17 protein-coding genes are annotated in these 17,978 nt (G+C 43.0%); 16 read left to right on the top strand and 1 reads right to left on the bottom strand.

Annotated elements, in window-relative coordinates; translation table 11 throughout:
- The first annotated feature begins 4 nt into the window (after positions 1 to 4).
- The 16 genes from pstB (LKE01_RS07990) (at position 5) to whiA (ending at position 16,745) form a co-directional block, all read left to right on the top strand.
- Positions 5 to 820: a phosphate ABC transporter ATP-binding protein PstB gene (gene pstB, locus LKE01_RS07990; protein ID WP_056981090.1), complete on the top strand. Its 816-nt coding sequence runs from the start codon at positions 5 to 7 to the stop codon at positions 818 to 820.
- An 11-nt stretch (positions 821 to 831) separates the two neighbouring features.
- Entirely contained in the window at positions 832 to 1,590 is a 759-nt protein-coding gene (gene pstB / locus LKE01_RS07985) for a phosphate ABC transporter ATP-binding protein PstB (RefSeq protein ID WP_056981092.1), read from the top strand.
- A gap of 11 nt (positions 1,591 to 1,601) precedes the next feature.
- On the top strand, positions 1,602 to 2,258 hold the full coding sequence (gene phoU / locus LKE01_RS07980; protein ID WP_054769716.1) for a phosphate signaling complex protein PhoU: 657 nt from the start codon (positions 1,602 to 1,604) through the stop codon (positions 2,256 to 2,258).
- A gap of 88 nt (positions 2,259 to 2,346) precedes the next feature.
- Positions 2,347 to 2,676 carry a PspC domain-containing protein gene (locus tag LKE01_RS07975; RefSeq protein ID WP_056981094.1) on the top strand — a complete coding sequence of 110 codons (330 nt, stop codon included), beginning with the start codon at positions 2,347 to 2,349 and terminating at the stop codon, positions 2,674 to 2,676.
- The gene (locus LKE01_RS07970; protein ID WP_056981096.1) at positions 2,677 to 3,024 is read left to right on the top strand and encodes a phage holin family protein; all 348 of its coding nucleotides are present in this window, start codon (positions 2,677 to 2,679) and stop codon (positions 3,022 to 3,024) included.
- Between the two features lie 56 nt (positions 3,025 to 3,080).
- Positions 3,081 to 4,103: an HPr(Ser) kinase/phosphatase gene (hprK, locus tag LKE01_RS07965; protein ID WP_179286810.1), complete on the top strand. Its 1,023-nt coding sequence runs from the start codon at positions 3,081 to 3,083 to the stop codon at positions 4,101 to 4,103.
- 12 nt (positions 4,104 to 4,115) lie between these two features.
- Positions 4,116 to 4,952: a prolipoprotein diacylglyceryl transferase gene (gene lgt / locus LKE01_RS07960; RefSeq protein ID WP_279592785.1), complete on the top strand. Its 837-nt coding sequence runs from the start codon at positions 4,116 to 4,118 to the stop codon at positions 4,950 to 4,952.
- A gap of 24 nt (positions 4,953 to 4,976) precedes the next feature.
- Positions 4,977 to 5,993: an NAD(P)H-dependent glycerol-3-phosphate dehydrogenase gene (locus LKE01_RS07955; protein WP_056981102.1), complete on the top strand. Its 1,017-nt coding sequence runs from the start codon at positions 4,977 to 4,979 to the stop codon at positions 5,991 to 5,993.
- 22 nt (positions 5,994 to 6,015) lie between these two features.
- Complete coding sequence (gene galU, locus LKE01_RS07950; RefSeq protein WP_054769718.1) at positions 6,016 to 6,912, top strand: UTP--glucose-1-phosphate uridylyltransferase GalU; 897 nt, start codon at positions 6,016 to 6,018, stop codon at positions 6,910 to 6,912.
- Positions 6,913 to 6,991: 79 nt separating this feature from the next.
- Positions 6,992 to 7,945 carry a thioredoxin-disulfide reductase gene (gene trxB / locus LKE01_RS07945; protein WP_056981104.1) on the top strand — a complete coding sequence of 318 codons (954 nt, stop codon included), beginning with the start codon at positions 6,992 to 6,994 and terminating at the stop codon, positions 7,943 to 7,945.
- A gap of 85 nt (positions 7,946 to 8,030) precedes the next feature.
- The gene (locus LKE01_RS07940) at positions 8,031 to 8,681 is read left to right on the top strand and encodes a YfbR-like 5'-deoxynucleotidase (RefSeq protein ID WP_056981106.1); all 651 of its coding nucleotides are present in this window, start codon (positions 8,031 to 8,033) and stop codon (positions 8,679 to 8,681) included.
- A gap of 127 nt (positions 8,682 to 8,808) precedes the next feature.
- Positions 8,809 to 10,815: an excinuclease ABC subunit UvrB gene (gene uvrB / locus LKE01_RS07935; protein ID WP_056981108.1), complete on the top strand. Its 2,007-nt coding sequence runs from the start codon at positions 8,809 to 8,811 to the stop codon at positions 10,813 to 10,815.
- A 20-nt stretch (positions 10,816 to 10,835) separates the two neighbouring features.
- Positions 10,836 to 13,712, top strand: a complete 2,877-nt coding sequence (uvrA, locus tag LKE01_RS07930) for an excinuclease ABC subunit UvrA (protein ID WP_179286809.1) — start codon at positions 10,836 to 10,838, stop codon at positions 13,710 to 13,712.
- A 169-nt stretch (positions 13,713 to 13,881) separates the two neighbouring features.
- A complete protein-coding gene (gene rapZ, locus LKE01_RS07925; RefSeq protein ID WP_056981110.1) occupies positions 13,882 to 14,766 on the top strand; it encodes an RNase adapter RapZ in 885 nt (294 codons plus the stop codon).
- Positions 14,766 to 15,770 carry a gluconeogenesis morphogenetic factor MgfK gene (gene mgfK, locus LKE01_RS07920; RefSeq protein WP_056981112.1) on the top strand — a complete coding sequence of 335 codons (1,005 nt, stop codon included), beginning with the start codon at positions 14,766 to 14,768 and terminating at the stop codon, positions 15,768 to 15,770. The genes rapZ and mgfK overlap by 1 nt, the downstream gene beginning before the upstream one ends.
- Positions 15,771 to 15,800: 30 nt before the next feature.
- Entirely contained in the window at positions 15,801 to 16,745 is a 945-nt protein-coding gene (whiA, locus tag LKE01_RS07915; RefSeq protein ID WP_056981114.1) for a DNA-binding protein WhiA, read from the top strand.
- Positions 16,746 to 16,851: 106 nt separating this feature from the next.
- Here the strand turns inward: whiA and LKE01_RS07910 are convergent, their stop codons facing one another.
- A complete protein-coding gene (locus tag LKE01_RS07910) occupies positions 16,852 to 17,865 on the bottom strand; it encodes a zinc-dependent alcohol dehydrogenase family protein (RefSeq protein WP_179286812.1) in 1,014 nt (337 codons plus the stop codon).
- Positions 17,866 to 17,978 lie beyond the last annotated feature (113 nt).

The following is a 17,978-nucleotide window of genomic DNA, read 5'->3' as shown; positions in this document are numbered from 1 at the left end:
TCTCATGCAAAATACAACTGAATTAAACAACAAACCAAAACGGTTTATATATGATTTCAATCCTGAAGAAACTGAGATCACGATGCAGACCAAAGATCTTGAAATTTACTATGGAAAAAATCTGGCGATGCATAATGCCGACTTGAAGTTCAAAAAGAATACAATCACTGCTTTGATTGGGCCTTCCGGGTCCGGGAAATCAACCTTTTTACGGTCACTCAATCGAATGAATGACGGGATTGCGACCGTTAAAGGTGAGATTCTTTATCAAGGTGTCAATATCAATCAGCCCAAAATTGACGTGTACGAAGTCCGTCGAAGAATTGGGATGGTGTTTCAACGGCCGAATCCGTTTGCCAAATCGATTTATGACAACGTGACGTTTGCATTGCAGCGTCGGGGCGTTCACGATAAGAAGACTTTGGACCGGGTTGTTGAAACAACCCTGAAACAAGCCGCTGTTTGGGACCAGGTCAAAGACAGCTTGAACAAGAGCGCACTGTCCCTATCTGGTGGGCAGGCGCAACGGGTTTGTATCGCACGGGCATTGGCTGTTCAGCCGGATGTTTTACTTCTCGACGAACCGGCCAGTGCTTTGGACCCTGTTTCAACCCAGCAGTTGGAAACGACTTTACGTGAACTGAAAAAAGATTATACGATCATCATCGTTACTCATAACATGCAGCAGGCGGCCCGTTTGAGCGACTACACGGTCTTCTTCAATATGGGTGAGGCAATTGAGTACAATAAAACCAGAAAGGTCTTTACACGGCCTAAAGTGCAAATGACCGATGATTATGTATCTGGCAACTTTGGTTAGGAGGGGCAGAAATGGCAGAACCAATTTTATCCGCAGATAACTTGGATTTATTTTATGGTGACTTTCAAGCGCTTCATGGCATTCATTTGGACTTTCAACCCAACCAAATTTCAGCGTTGATTGGCCCTTCGGGTTGTGGAAAGTCAACCTTCTTAAGGTGTCTCAATCGAATGAATGATATGATTGATGGCGTCACAATTACCGGAACCGTCCAATTTCACGGCAAAAATATTTATTCACCGCAAACCAATTTGGTTGAGTTAAGAAAATCAGTTGGAATGGTTTTTCAACAACCCAATCCATTTCCGTTTTCGGTGTACGATAATATTACTTATGGCTTGCGAATTGCCGGTGTCCGTGACAAACAAAAGCTGGATGCGATTGTTGAAAAAAGCTTAAAGCAGGCTGCCGTTTGGGATGAAGTTAAAGATAACTTATACGATAATGCTTTGTCATTTTCAGGTGGTCAACAGCAACGGATCTGTATTGCACGGGTTTTGGCCGTATCACCATCGGTTATTTTGCTGGATGAGCCAACCAGTGCGTTGGATCCGATCTCAAGTGCAAAGGTTGAAAATACTTTGCTTGAACTAAAAAAAGATTATACAATAATAATCGTTACCCACAACCTGCAGCAGGCTTCCCGAATTTCTGACAAGACAGCGTTCTTTATGGAAGGCAGAGTTGTTGAATATGATGACACAACTAAAATGTTCGTTAATCCAGATGAGAAACAAACGGAAGATTACGTTAGCGGACGATTCGGATAGGAGAGAAGTTTATGGGCAAAGTTTTTGATGAAGAAATTGTGACGTTAAAAGCAGATTTTATGAAGCTGGGGGCACTCGTTGGCCAAGCTGTCGATAATGCCGGTCAGGCATTTATTGATCATGACAGTAAAAAGGCGGAAGCCGTCATTACCAACGACCACGATATTAATCATTTGCAGATTTATATCGAAAAACGGTCTTTTGAAATGATTGCATTATATCAACCTGTGACGGGTGATTTGCGGGAAGTTGTCGGGATTTTAAAAGCCGTTACCGACTTGGAACGGGCTGGTGATCACGCTCGAAACGTTGCCAAATCAGTTATTGAGATTAAGGGCAAGGAGCGGATTTCCTCCGTTGAAGAAATTATTGCCACAATGGCCAACCAGGTTAGTGAACAGTACGAGAATTCCATTGAATCCTATGGTGACGCCGACAAAGATAAGGCCAAGCAAACCGCACAGTCATACGATAAGAAAATTGATCAGCTGTATAACGACATTGCGGCACCAAGTTATCAGGCAATGGCAAAGGATCCAGAGATTGTCAGTTCAGCGATTATTTACTTAAATGTCGCCAAAGACCTGGGCAGAATCAGTGATTACAGCACCAATATCTGTGAATGGACGGTCTATCTGGCAACCGGAAAAATTATTGAATTAAATTAAGAATGGTTGATATTTTGCACTGCATACTTGATTGCAGTGCTTTTTTTAGATAATCTTAAGCTAGAAGTTTTAATGTGGAGGCATGAGAATGAATACTCATAAAAAATTACGACGCTCAGCCACCAATCGTGTTATTTCAGGAGTTCTCGGTGGAATTTGCGATTACTTTGGTTGGAACTCAACGCTGGTTCGAATCTTATATGTGATTCTGGCATTTACCCCTGGAATTGATCTTGTAGCAATAATCGGCTACATCGTCATGATGTTCACGATCCCAATTGATAATCCGGGTGTTGGTTCGCCATTTGATCAAGCCAAGTCCCTGTTTACCAATCGAGCTTCTGATGATAAATCCAGGAAGGTTATTCATAACGTTGAAGAAAAAGACGTTCATGATAATCAGAAAAGGGGTCACTAATTGAGATTTCTCACAAACGTTTTAGTTGATACGATTCTATTTGTGGCCATTAGCGGCTTCTTTCCGGCAAACTTTTACGTTGCCAGCGTTGGGATTGCGTTGTTGGCCGCAGTCGTACTAGCCGTTTTAAACTGGTTGGTCCGGCCGATTATCACCATCCTGTCTTTGCCCATTAACCTATTGACACTTGGACTTTTTACCCTTGTCATCAATGGATTGATGCTTGAACTAACGGCCGTGATTGTTGGTGCTGGATTCCGATTTTCGTCGTTTTGGATGGCAATTTTGGTTGCCGTGTTAATGTCGGTTGTTAGTTGGGTAATTGCTGAATATTTCCGGAAGCCCTAGCGACTTGATTGTCCCAAAGTGATAAAATTAAAGTGATTAACTGAGGAGGGATGTTCTTGACTGAAAGTGTAACAGTAGCTGATTTAGTTAAAAACGCCAGGTTGGATGTTTATTATGGTAAGGAATACCTTAAAGAAAGGTCGATTTCTACCGCTGACATTTCCCGACCGGGGTTGGAGTTAACCGGCTTCTTTAATTATTACCCTGCAAAGCGGATTCAGCTGCTGGGAATTACTGAAATTTCGTATTCAAAAGGCATGTCTCATGAAGAGCTGCTTGATGTCATGCAGCAGATGTGTCAACCACAGACCCCAGCGTTTGTTGTGTCGACACAGCTGGATCCTCCTGAAGAATTGCTGGAAGCTGCCAAAGAACAGCATATTCCGGTTCTGGGATCCAAATTGACGACTTCACGAGTTTTAAGTAATATGACAAACTACCTGGAGGATAAATTAGCTGAACGGAAGTCTCTCCACGGTGTCTTGGTTGATGTCTACGGACTTGGAATCTTAATTACCGGTGATAGCGGAATTGGTAAGAGTGAAACCGCACTTGAACTGGTTAAACGAGGCCACCGATTGATTGCCGATGATCGGGTAGAAGTCTATCAACAAGATGAGCAGACCTTGATGGGAACAGCTCCCGCAATTCTGCGGCACTTGCTGGAAATTCGAGGAATTGGGATTATTGATGTGATGACACTGTTTGGTGCCGGAGCAGTTCGAAGCCAGACAAAAGTTGCCCTGATTATTCATTTGGCCAACTATACCAAAGACGCCAAGTTTGACCGACTCGGAAACGGTACCCAAAACGTGCATATTTTCGATGTTGACGTTCCTAAAATTACCATTCCGGTTCGAACCGGTCGAAATTTGGCAATCATTATCGAAGCAGCTGCGATGAACTTCCGAGCTCAGAGCATGGGATATGATGCTACCGAAACCTTTGACCGTAATTTGAACAATTTAATCAAAGTTAATAGTAAAAACGATGAAAAGCATAAAGAAGAACAGGAACACGTTGAGAAGAAAAATAAAGATCTCATCGATGATTCAAAAAAAGATTCAGATAAAAAATAGGAGATCGTTATTTTGGTAAATCTTATAAGTTTGGCTCTAAACCCGATCGCCTTTTACTTAGGGCCAATTGAAGTTCATTGGTATGGCATTATCATTGCCAGCGGGGTGCTCCTCGCAGTTTATTTGGCTGTCCGGGAAGGTGCCAAGCGGGGAATTAAGTCTGACGATATCTACGACATGATATTGTGGGCATTGCCGGCTGCCCTGATTTGTGCCCGCCTGTATTACGTGATTTTTCAGTGGGGGTATTATAAGGACAATCCTGGAGAGATCATCAAAATTTGGGATGGCGGAATTGCCATTTATGGTTCATTAATTGGCGCCATGATTGTTGTAATCCTGTTTTGCCGTCATCGGTTCATTCCAGTTTGGCTAATGCTTGATGTTGCCGCTCCAACTGTTATATTGGCTCAGTCGATTGGCCGCTGGGGAAATTTTATGAATCAGGAAGCTTTTGGCCAGGCGACATCACTGAGCTTTTTGCAAGGCTTACATCTGCCGCATTTTATTATCACTCAGATGTATATCAGCGGTGCCTACCGCCAACCAACATTCTTGTATGAGTCCTTATGGAGTCTGCTGGGATTTCTTGTCATTATTACGTTAAGGCACAACCCCAACTGGTTTAAGCGCGGCGAAGTCTTTTTGACATATGTCATGTGGTATTCATTTGGCAGGTTCTTTGTGGAAGGAATGCGAACCGACAGTTTGATGCTCTCGGGCTTGCGGGTTTCACAAATCTTGTCGATTGTTTTATTTGTGGGTGCGATTGCACTGATCATTATTCGCCGACGCAACCCAAGTACTCCATGGTACTTGGAAGGTTCAAAATTAAAAGTTAATCAATAGTTTATTGAATAAAGGAGATCTATCATGGCTAAAAAAGTAGCAGTGCTTGGTGCAGGTTCTTGGGGAAGCGTCCTCGCCAGCTTATTAGATGAAAATGGTTCAGACGTTAAACTTTGGTCTTACAATCCAAAGCAGGTTAAGGAACTGAATGAACAACACACCAATTCAAAATACATTAAGAATTTTAAATTCGCCGATTCATTGGTCGCAACCAATGATTTAGGGGATGCAATTGATGACGTTGGCTACATTTTATTCGTCGTTCCAACCCAAGTTACCCGATCAGTTGCCAAACAAGTTGCCCAAATTTTGGCTGATAGAAATCAAAACGTTAATATTATCCATGCGTCAAAAGGAATTGAAGAAAAAACCTACTTGAGATTGTCTCAAGTTTTGGCTCAGGAAATCGATCCTAAAAACCGCAAGTCAATTTCGGTTCTCTCAGGACCAAGTCAGGCCGAAGACGTGGTGACTCATGATATTACGCTGGTCACCGTGGCAAGTGACAATGCTCATGCAGCCAAAGAGATCCAAGGCTTATTCATGAATAATTATTTCCGAGTTTATACCAGTGACGATGTTATCGGCGTTGAAATCGGTGCCGCATTGAAAAACATCATCGCCCTTGGTGCCGGCGCATTGTATGGACTGGGATATAAAGACAATGCCAAGGCAGCCTTAATGACTCGAGGCCTTGCTGAAATTTCCCGACTTGGGACCTCATTTGGTGCTAACCCATTGACTTTCATTGGGTTGTCAGGTGTTGGTGATATCATTGTGACTGCCACCAGTACGAACTCTCGTAATTGGCGGGCAGGAAATGAACTTGGAAAAGGCCACTCCTTGGACGAAGTTGTTAAAAATATGGGAATGGTGATCGAAGGGATTGCCACTACCCGGGCTGCCTATGAATTATCCAAGAAGCGTGGCGTAGAAATGCCAATTACTTCTGCGATTTACCATGTTCTTTACGATGGTGCTGATATTAAAGAAACCATTAATCAGTTAATGACTCGTGAGGGCCGTTCAGAGATTGAATAATAAAAAGAAGGTGCAGTTTACTATGACAAGAAAAGTAACCAAAGCAGTTATTCCTGCTGCAGGATTAGGGACCCGATTCTTGCCCGAAACCAAAGCTTTACCAAAGGAAATGCTCCCGATTGTCGATACACCAACTATCCAATTTATCGTTGAAGAAGCTAAACAGGCCGGCATCAAGGATATTGTGATTGTCATCGGCAAAGGCAAGCGTTCAATTGAAGATCATTTTGATTCCAATCCGGAATTGGAAATGAATCTTGAAGAACGTCACAAGAATGAAATTCTGAAAACAATTCGTAAAACCAATGACATGAACATTTACTTTATTCGCCAGTCACATCCTCGTGGCTTGGGCGATGCCATTTACACTGCCCGCAGCTTTATCAGCAATGAACCGTTTGTGGTGATGCTGGGTGATGATGTCATGCAGGACAAAGTTCCTCTGACCAAGCAGTTGATGGAAAGCTATCAACAGACTGGTGCTTCAACTTTAGCCGTTAAGAAAGTTGCTCATAAAGATATTTCCAAGTATGGTGTGATCGATCCTTCCGAGGAAGTCCGGCCAGGCTTGTTCAACGTCAAAAAGTTCGTTGAAAAGCCATCTCCTGAAAAAGCTCCTAGTGATTTGGCCATTATTGGCCGTTACCTGTTGACGCCGGAAATCTTTGGGATCTTGGAACATGCCAAGCCTGACAAGACCGGAGAAATCCAGTTGACTTCCGCAATTGATACGCTTAACCAAACTCAACGGGTGTTTGCTCATGAATTTAAGGGTGAGCGTTTTGATACAGGGAACAAATTGAGCTGGCTTAAGACCAACATTATCTTTGGCCTGCGCCATCCTGAAATTTCCGATGGATTAAGAGCATATCTCAAGGAATTGGGTGCTCAACTGACTGAAGAAGATAAAAAGAAGTAAGTGTATCTACTGGACAGACTTACTTTTTCATAGTAAATTGACTTATAAATGAAAATGAGAATTAAAAGGGAGGATCCATATGGCAAAACAATATGATGTCGTGGTTATTGGTGCCGGCCCCGGTGGGATGACTGCCGCTTTATACGCTTCACGTGCCAACTTATCTGTTGCAATGATTGATCGAGGAATTTATGGCGGTCAAATGAATAACACTGCAGCAATTGAGAATTACCCTGGTTTTAAATCAATCATGGGTCCTGACTTGGCTCAAAATATGTATGACAGTTCAGTGAACTTTGGTGCTGAATACGTATATGGAACTGTCAGCTCTATTGAGGATCATGGCGATTATAAGATCGTTAAAACCGATGAAGATGAGCTTCAGGCAAAAGTTGTGATTATTGCGACCGGATCAGAGTATAAAAAGTTAGGAATTCCCGGCGAACACGAATATGGTGGCAAGGGTGTTTCTTACTGTGCCGTATGTGATGGTGCATTTTTCAAGAATAAGGATGTCGTTGTTGTCGGTGGTGGTGATTCTGCCATTGAGGAAGCCTCATACCTTGCTGGAATCGTTAATCACGTCACAGTTATTCACCGTCGTGACCAATTACGTGCCCAAAAAGTCATTCAAGACCGGGCATTTGCCAACGACAAGATTGACTTTATTTGGAATTCCAATGTCAAAGAAGTCTTGGGTGACGATAACAAAGTCACCGGCGTTAAAGTCGTTAACAATCAAACCAATGAAGTATCGACTGTTAAAACTTCAGGTGTCTTCATCTATGTTGGCTTGCTGCCAATGACCGATGCCTTCAAGGATCTGAACATTACCGATAAAGATGGCTGGATTAAGACCAATGACCAAATGGAAACCGCTGTCCCAGGCATTTACGCAATTGGCGACGTTCGTCAAAAAGACCTTCGTCAGATTGCCACTGCCGTTGGTGAAGGTGGAATTGCCGGCCAACAAGCATTCAAATATGTTGAATCACATAGTGACCGCGCAAAATCAAGTGTTTCAGAACATTAATTAAATATTTTATTGAAAGGAGGCCGTGGCTAAACGTTTGTTTTGTCAACGGCCCCTTTTGGTGTGAAAAGGATGGGGATTAAAGATGGGTATGCATCAATATTTGGAAAGTTTGGACGAACTGGAATTAATTAACCGGGCACCAGGGTACTTTAAGTTTGAACAGCATTCTGTTGCGGCGCATTCATTTAAAGTGGCAGAAATTGCCCAATTTTTAGGTGATGTCGAAGAAAATGCCGGTGAAAACGTAAATTGGCGATCTTTATATGAAAAAGCGCTGAACCACGATTATACCGAACGCTTCATTGGTGATATCAAGACGCCTGTAAAGTATGCGACACCGGTTTTAAGAAAAATGTTGGCTGACGTTGACGATAAATTGACTGAGAATTTTGTCCAAAATGAAATTCCCAGTGAATTTCAAGATGCTTACCGAAGACGTCTGTCAGAAGGAAAAGATGACACCTTGGAAGGCCGGATATTAGCGGTTGCCGATAAGGTGGATCTGTTATACGAATCGTTTGGCGAAATTCAAAAAGGAAATCCTGAAGAGGTCTATCCCGAAATGTATAAGGAAAGTTTGTCAACCATGTTGCAATTTCGAGATATGCACTGTGTCCAGTACGTATTAACCAAGGTTATCCCTGACATGTTGGCAGAAAACTTCACCACTCAGGAGAAATTAAGAAAACTGACCCGGAAAGTTTTGAAAAAGGAAGATCATTCGAAGGAATAATCATTGGCGAAAGTATGTTCGTATGGTAAAATAACGTTGATAGTGGGCTGAAACAAAACATGATTTTGCTTGCAGCCTTTTTATGTTGGATTGCACTGTACTGTTTTAGGTCAGGGGGAGTTTCATTTTGATTGAACGTGAAGAAGATCGAAAATTTGATTTGGTATCAAAATATAAGCCAACTGGTGACCAACCGGACGCCATTAAGAAATTGGTGGCTGGCATCAATGAAGGCAAAAAGGCTCAGATTTTAAAGGGTGCTACTGGGACTGGGAAAACATTTACAATTTCCAACGTCATTGCCCAGGTCAACAAGCCAACCCTTGTTTTGTCGCACAATAAAACCTTGGCTGGTCAACTTTATGGTGAGTTTAAAGAATTTTTCCCCCACAATGCCGTTGAGTACTTCGTCAGTTATTATGATTATTATCAACCAGAAGCTTATGTTCCTTCCAGTGACACATACATTGAAAAGGATTCATCAATCAATGATGAAATTGATCAATTGCGACATTCCGCAACCAGCTCATTGCTTGAAAGAAACGATGTGATCGTTGTTGCATCTGTATCATCAATCTTTGGATTAGGTGATCCAACCGAATATCGAAATCACGTGGTTTCATTGCGGGTTGGTCAGACAATTGAACGGGATCACTTCTTGCGCCAGTTGGTTGATATCCAATATGATCGAAATGATATTGATTTTCAACGTGGTCGTTTTAGGGTCCATGGAGATGTTGTCGAAGTATTTCCAGCATCTTGGGATGAACATGCATTTAGAATTGAGTTCTTTGGTGATGAAATTGATCGGATCCGTGAGATTGATACCTTGACCGGTGAAGTAATCGGTGATCGGGATCATATTGCGATCTTTCCGGCCACCCACTTTTTGACCAGTGATGATGTCATGAACGTCGCACTGCCGGAAATCAAAGACGAAATGGAAAAACAAGTTGCCAAGTTTGAAAAAGAAGGCAAGTTGCTGGAAGCCCAACGATTGAAGCAGCGAACAACTTACGATATCGAAATGATGCGTGAAATGGGTTACACCAGCGGAATTGAAAATTATTCAAGATTTATGGATCGTCGAAAGCCGGGACAGCCACCATTTACGCTTTTAGACTTCTTCCCCGATGATTTCTTATTGGTTGTGGATGAATCTCATCAAACCATGCCGCAAATCCGTGGGATGTACAATGGTGACCAGGCTCGAAAACAGCAACTGGTTAACTACGGTTTCAGACTTCCCAGTGCCCTGGACAACCGTCCTTTAACGCTGAGTGAGTTTGAACAGCACGTTCACCAGGTTGTTTATATGTCAGCAACTCCGGGTCCATACGAAATGGATCAGACAAAGGACGTCGTTCACCAGGTTATTCGGCCGACCGGATTGCTTGATCCAACGATCGATGTTCGACCAATCATGGGCCAAATGGATGATTTGGTTGGTGAAATTAATAAACGGGTCGACAAGCACGAACGTGTCTTTGTGACCACTTTGACCAAGAAAATGGCTGAAGATTTGACTGATTATCTAAAGGATTTGGGAATCAAAGTTAAATATCTGCATTCTGATATTAAGACCCTTGAGAGAACCCAAATTATCCGGGATTTACGTCTGGGTAAATTTGATGTCTTAGTTGGAATCAACCTTTTGCGTGAAGGAATTGATGTCCCCGAAGTCTCTTTGGTCGCAATCCTTGATGCCGATAAGGAAGGATTCCTTCGTAACGAACGGTCGTTGATTCAAACAATCGGCCGTGCTTCACGGAATGAGCATGGAGCGGTTATTATGTACGCCGATACGGTTACCGATTCCATGAAGGCGGCGATTGATGAAACCGCACATCGTCGAGCGATTCAAATTGCTTATAATAAAAAGCATGGGATTACACCTAAAACAATTGTTAAGCCAATTCGTTCATTGATTTCTGTCACCAAAGGTTCAGATGATACCGGCGAAAAGGATGACTTTGTCGAAAGTGATTTTGAACAGATGAGTAAGAAGGATCAAAAGGATATGCTGGCTCGTTTGACAGAAGAAATGCGGGATGCTGCCAAGAAGCTTGATTTCGAGCAGGCCGCAACTTTGCGTGATACAATTATCGAATTAAAGGGACAAATGACTAAGTGATCTAAAGGAGATTATGCATATTGGCAATGAATAAGATCGTCATCCGTGGGGCGCGTGCCCACAATTTAAAAAATATTAATGTGACTATCCCAAAAAATAAGCTGGTTGTCATGACCGGCCTGTCAGGATCTGGAAAAAGTTCATTGGCATTTGATACGCTATACGCTGAAGGCCAGAGAAGATACGTTGAAAGTCTGTCTTCGTATGCCCGTCAATTTTTGGGACAAATGGATAAGCCGGACGTTGATTCAATTGACGGCTTAAGTCCAGCCATTTCAATTGATCAGAAGACAACTTCCAAGAACCCCCGATCAACAGTTGGAACGGTGACCGAAATTAATGATTATTTCCGTTTGCTTTGGGCGAGAGTCGGGGTTCCAATCTGTCCAAACGATGGATCGGTTATTTCCAGTCAGTCTGTTGACCAGATGATTGATCAGGTGATGAAATTGCCCGAAAGAACCAAAATGCAAATTTTATCTCCAATTATTCGTGGTAAAAAAGGTCAGCACAAGAAGATTTTTGAAAAGATCAAGCGTGAAGGTTTCGTCCGAGTACAAGTCGATGATGAAACCTATGACATTGACGAAGTTCCTGAACTGGATAAAAATAAGAGCCACGATATTAACATTATTATTGACCGGATTATCGTTAAAGACGGCATTAATAACCGGCTATCGGATTCGCTTGAGGCAGCCCTGAGGTTAAGTGGTGGATACGCCGTTGCCGACTTCTTGGGTAAACGGGATCCAATGATCTTTTCAGAGCACTATGCCTGTCCAATTTGTGGGTTTACCGTTGGTGAATTGGAGCCACGACTCTTTTCATTTAATTCACCGCTTGGTGCCTGCCCGGACTGTGATGGCTTGGGGATGAAGCTGGAAGTTGATGAGGATTTAGTGGTCCCTGATCGGACCAAGACATTGGCAGCGGGCGCATTAGCTCCTTGGAACTCCGCTAGCTCCAAATGGTATCCGAATATGCTCAAGCAGGTCTGCGACGCTGAAGGAATTGATATGGACGTTCCTTTCAACAAATTACCGCGATCACAGCAAAAATTTGTTTTGTATGGTTCAAAGACCAAGTCATTTCACTTTGTCCTTCAAAGCGACTTTGGTGGAATCAGGGATGTTGACGGCCCATTTGAAGGGGTCATCAACAACGTTGATCGCCGATACCACAACACCAGCAGTGACTTTACCCGCGACAATCTCAGCCAATATATGACTGAGCTTACTTGTCAAACTTGTCATGGTTACAGGCTTAATCGCAAAGCTTTGGCTGTTAAAGTCGGCAAAGAAGACATCGCTCAGATTTCTGCCTTGGACGTGACTGCTGAATTAAACTTCTTCAAGTCTTTGACTTTTGGCGACCAGGATACAATGATTGCCAAGCCGATCATTAAAGAAATTACCGATCGTTTAACCTTCTTAAGAAACGTGGGTCTTGATTATCTGACATTGTCGCGTTCAGCTCGGACATTATCCGGTGGTGAAGCCCAACGAATTCGATTGGCAACTCAAATTGGTTCTAATTTGACTGGGGTTCTCTATATTCTTGATGAACCTTCAATTGGCCTTCATCAACGTGATAACGATCGATTGATTGCGTCACTCAAAAAGATGCGTGACTTGGGGAATACCCTGATCGTTGTTGAACATGACGAAGATACCATGCGAGCCGCTGATTATATTGTTGATATTGGTCCTGGCGCCGGTCAAAAGGGTGGCCGGGTAATGGCTGTTGGAACACCTGAAGACATTGAAAAGGTGCCAGAGTCGATTACCGGCCAGTATTTATCTGGCAAACGTTTCATTCCAGTTCCGGATAAGCGCCGAAAAGGCAATGGCAAAAAGATTCGCCTGACTGGTGCTTCGGAAAACAATTTAAAGAATCTGACCGTTGATTTTCCACTCGGAAAGATGGTCGTTGTAACCGGGGTTTCCGGATCAGGTAAGTCAACTTTGGTCAATGATATTTTGAAAAAAGCATTGGCTCAAAAGCTGAATCATAATTCTGAAAAGCCCGGTAAGTATAAATCAATTTCCGGTTATAAAAATATCGAAAAGATTGTTGATATTGACCAAACCCCAATTGGCAGAACACCACGTTCCAACCCGGCGACTTACACCGGTGTTTTTGATGACATTCGGGGTTTATTTGCCAATACCAACGACGCCAAGCTTCGGGGCTTTAAAAAGGGCCGTTTCAGCTTCAACGTCAAGGGTGGCCGTTGCGAAACCTGTCATGGAGACGGGATCTTGAAGATTGAAATGAACTTTCTTCCTGACGTTTATGTCCCATGTGAAGTTTGCCATGGCAAGCGATACAATGCTGAAACTTTGGAAGTTGAGTATAAAGGTAAAAATATTGCTGATGTGCTGGATATGACGGTTGATGAGGCTGTTGACTTCTTCAGTGCCATCCCAAAGATTGCCCGCAAGCTGCAAACCATCAAAGATGTTGGTTTAGGTTACGTCCATTTGGGCCAGCCCGCAACAACTCTCTCCGGTGGGGAAGCGCAACGTATGAAGTTAGCTTCAGAGCTTCATAAGAAAGCAAATGGTCAGAACTTCTACATTTTGGATGAGCCAACCACTGGACTCCATAGTGAAGATATTCGTCGTTTATTGGGCGTTCTTCAAAAGCTGGTTGATCAAGGGAACACCGTTTTGATCATTGAACACAATTTGGACGTTGTTAAAAGCGCTGATTACCTGATTGATTTGGGGCCTGAAGGTGGTGACGGTGGTGGCAACATCGTCGCTACCGGAACCCCTGAACAGCTTTGCAAAGTTCAGGAAAGTTACACCGGTCAATATTTGAAGCCCGTCCTTGAACGAGATAAGAAGTTAACCAAGCAAGCTGAGAAACGTGCAGTTAAAGCAACTAAATAAAACTATAAAAATTTGTTGACCATTTCCGTTTAATTTTTGGAAATGGTCTTTTTGTATGGTGTGATAGCGTAAATGGCCCATAAAAGCCGGTTTAATGACTCACTTGGTTTCACATGACACGCCCGGTATGTTATACTGTTTGAAGTTCGTTATACGAAAGGAAATCATTATGGCCGTAAATAACCAATTCGTTATTATTACTGGAATGAGTGGTGCCGGTAAAACTGTTGCAATGCAGAGCTTTGAAGATTTGGGCTACTTCTGTGTTGATAACATGCCACCGACACTTTTACCGAAGTTTAAAGAATTAATCCATATGGAACGTGATATTAATAAAATTGCGTTGGTAATGGATTTGCGTTCGCAGGTTTTTTATGATGAAGTTATTGATATGTTCAATGATTTGAGAAAGAGTGACGCCAATAATGTTGACATCATTTTCCTTGATTCATCTGACCAAAAGCTGGTTTCCCGTTATAAAGAAACCCGTCGTGCTCATCCACTTGCCAGAAATGGCCGTGTGATTGATGGCATTAAAAAAGAGCGGGAATTGCTCGATAACGTTAAAAAAGCCGCTGACATGGTGGTGGATACAACCAATATGTCGCCTCGTCGACTAAGAGAAGAGGTTTTTCACAACTTTGAATCCACAGACGAGACCCATACCTTCCATGTCGAAGTGATGTCATTTGGTTTCAAGTATGGTTTGCCGCTGGACGCCGACATCGTGATGGATGTTCGGTTTCTGCCCAACCCGTATTACGATGCCAAAATGCGGTATAAAACTGGACTTGATAAACCGGTAAGAGATTACGTCATGCATTCTGAAGGTGCCAAAGAGTTTTATAACAAGCTTTTAGACATGATGGAATTTACTTTGCCCGGTTATAAAAATGAAGGCAAGGCGAGTTTGACAATTGCAATTGGCTGTACCGGTGGTCAACACCGTTCAGTTGCAATTGCCCAACGCCTTGCAAATGATTTGAAAGATAAGTATCCGGTCAATATTACTCATAGAGATATTGATCGGCATAAGACCAAGGAGGGTAATTGATGCTTGATGCACTGCATACTCACCGGCCGCGGATCGTTGTGATTGGTGGGGGAACTGGACTGCCGGTTATCCTCAAGAATTTGCGGAACCGGAATGTTGATATCACGGCAGTTGTCACTGTCGCTGATGATGGAGGTTCCTCAGGAATTCTTCGAAATTATATTAACGTTGTGCCGCCTGGAGATATCCGAAACGTGATGGTGGCTCTTTCAGACATGCCTGAACTGTATTTGGATTTGTTCCAATACCGGTTCAAGAGTTCTGACCAATTTTTTGCCGGCCATGCTTTAGGAAACTTGATTATTGCTGCTCTTTCAGAAATGAAAGGTGGAATTTTTGATTCGGTTCAAATTCTCAGCAAAATGCTGCATGTTGACGGCCACATTTATCCGGCTGCCAACGAACCGTTGGAGCTGAATGCCGAATTCAGTGATGGCACGACTCTCAGCGGTGAATCAGAAATTACTGCTGCGGGCAAGCTGATCAAGCGGGTCTGGGTGGAAACCAATGATGATTCCCATAAACCGGAAGCTGTTTCTCAAGTGATCGACGCAATTATGAATGCCGATCAAATCGTCTTGGGACCCGGAAGCCTGTTCACCAGTATTTTACCTAATTTAATGATTGAAAATGTGGGTGAGGCTTTACGTCAGACTCACGCAGATATTGTTTATATTTGTAACATCATGACTCAAAAGGGTGAAACTGAAAACTTTACCGAAGCGGATCATGTCCGGGTATTGAACCAACACTTGGGGATGAACTTTATTAACACCGTTTTGGTTAACATTAAAGAAGTTCCATCCGAATATATTGATCACAAGAAGTGGAATGAAGTTTCGCAGCCGGTTAAACACGACTTTGCGGGATTGCGTACCATGGGCTGCCGGGTTATTTCAGCGGATTTCTTAGAGCTGAAAGATCGTGGTGCCTTTCATAATGGTCAAGAAGTTGCCGATGAATTGATGAACCTGATCGGTCGCTCACTGGATGATGATAAATAGTCTGCACAATTTAGAAGAGGAGGGGATCAAATGTCATACGCAAGTGAAGTCAAAAAAGAATTAACTTCTTTGACTGTTCACCGGGATAACGCCAAGGCTGAGTTGATGGCCCTGATTAGGATTAATGGTTCCCTTTCAATTTCAAATCATCATTTTGTGTTGAATGTTTCATCTGAGAATCCGGCGATTGCCCGAAGAATGTATAAGTTGCTTTCCAAATTTTACGGAATTACCGGTGAGCTGAGTGTTCGTCGGAAAATGAAATTAAAGAAAAACAATCTGTATATTTTACGAGTTGAAAACAAGGCGACTTCGTTACTGGATGATTTGGGTATATTTGACGGGGCTTCGATTGTTGAACGGGTACCAAGTCACATGCTCACGGAAGATTCACAAATCCGCTCGTATTTGCGGGGCGCATTTTTAGCCAGTGGATCCGTCAATAACCCCGAAACATCCCGATATCATTTGGAGATTTATTCCCTGTATGAAAATCATAACGAGATGATCGCTGAAATGATGAACAAGTATCATCTTAAAGCACGAACAACTCAGCGCCGCAGCGGGTATATTACTTACCTTAAAGAAGCTGAAAAAATTGCTGATTTTCTACAATTGATTGGTGCCACCAGTTCGATGCTGAAGTTTGAGGACATCCGTATTGTCCGGGATATGCGTAATTCAGTTAACCGATTGGTGAACTGTGAAAATGCCAATTTGAACAAGGTTGCCAATGCCGCCAGTAAGCAAATCGAAAACATTAAAATGATTGATGACATGATTGGGCTCAATAAGTTAAATCCAAAATTGGCACAAGTAGCCAGAGCCCGGCTCAAGCATCCTGAAGTCAGCTTGAAAGAATTGGGTGATCTCGTCGAAGGGGGACCTATTTCCAAGTCCGGTGTTAATCATCGATTGCGAAAGATTAATGAATATGCCGGTAAGCTTGCTCAGGGACTGGAACCAGAATTATAAGCGTTTAAAAAATTCTATATGTACTTAAATGAGGAAGATAACAAAACATCAAGTTTTGTCGTCTTCCTCATTTTTAATGCCTTATTAAATTATTGTTGAAAATCGTTTATCCTTTGCTTACTCGCAATACACAAGCACCACGGATATCGCCCTTGGAAATATACTTAAGTGCTTCGTCGGCTTTGGCCAATGGGTATTCAGTGACTTCAGGATGAATGTTCAATCTGTCAGCCAAGGTCAGAAATTCCTCGCCATCACGACGGGTATTACTTTCAACACTGGTTAAGTTCTTTTCGTGGAAAATGTGGGATGGATAACTCATTTGTGGGATATTTGTTGAATGAATGCCGGCCATTGCCAAAGTGCCACCTGGCTTGAGAGCTTCCATGGCCTTTGGAACAACGTCGCCAACAGGGGTGTAGTTAATTGCCGAATCCAATTTAACGGGTGGCATATCATAGGTTCCACGAGCGGATGCAACTCCTAACTGAAGGGCAAACTTCTTTGCGTCTTCACCACGAGTCAATACATGAACCTGAATGCCTTGTTTCATCGCAATTTGAGCAGTTAAGTGAGCAGAGCCGCCAAATCCATATAGACCCAAGGTACCACCTGCAGGGACGTTGGCCCGTTCATATGCCCGGTAACCAATAATGCCTGCGCAGAGCAGTGGGGCAGCTGTTAATGAATCAAAACGAGCTGGAATTCGGTATGCAAAGCCTTCTGGAACGGTGACGTATTCTGCATAACCGCCGTCATGATCCCAGCCGGTATATAAGGAATTAGGGCAGAGATTTTCACGACCGGAACGGCAATACTCACATACGCCGCAGGTCCAACGCAACCATGGAATGCCAATTCGATCACCTAATTTGAAGCGGCGGGTTTCGTCGCCCATTTTAACGACTCGACCAACAATTTCATGTCCGGGTGTCAGGTTCTTTTTGTGAACGGGAAGATCGCCTTCGGTGACGTGCAAATCAGTGTGACAGACACCGCAGGCAATGACTTTTACCAATACTTCGCCGCGCTTTGGTTCTGGCACGGGTTTGGTTGTATAACGCAGCGGTGACACATCGCCATCGATTGGGCCTGGTTTAACAATTTCCCAAGCCTTCATTTCGGTTGGAATTGATGTTTCGCTAGTCGGATTTTCATTTGTTTTAGTATTCAATATTAATGACCTCGATTCGTCAAAAACTTTCATGTTAACTAGGGTCTGTCTGGAAACTA

The organism is Lentilactobacillus kefiri (genome assembly GCF_007989105.1).
GTDB lineage: Bacteria > Bacillota > Bacilli > Lactobacillales > Lactobacillaceae > Lentilactobacillus > Lentilactobacillus kefiri.
This window is presented reverse-complemented; position numbering and strand designations above follow the sequence as displayed.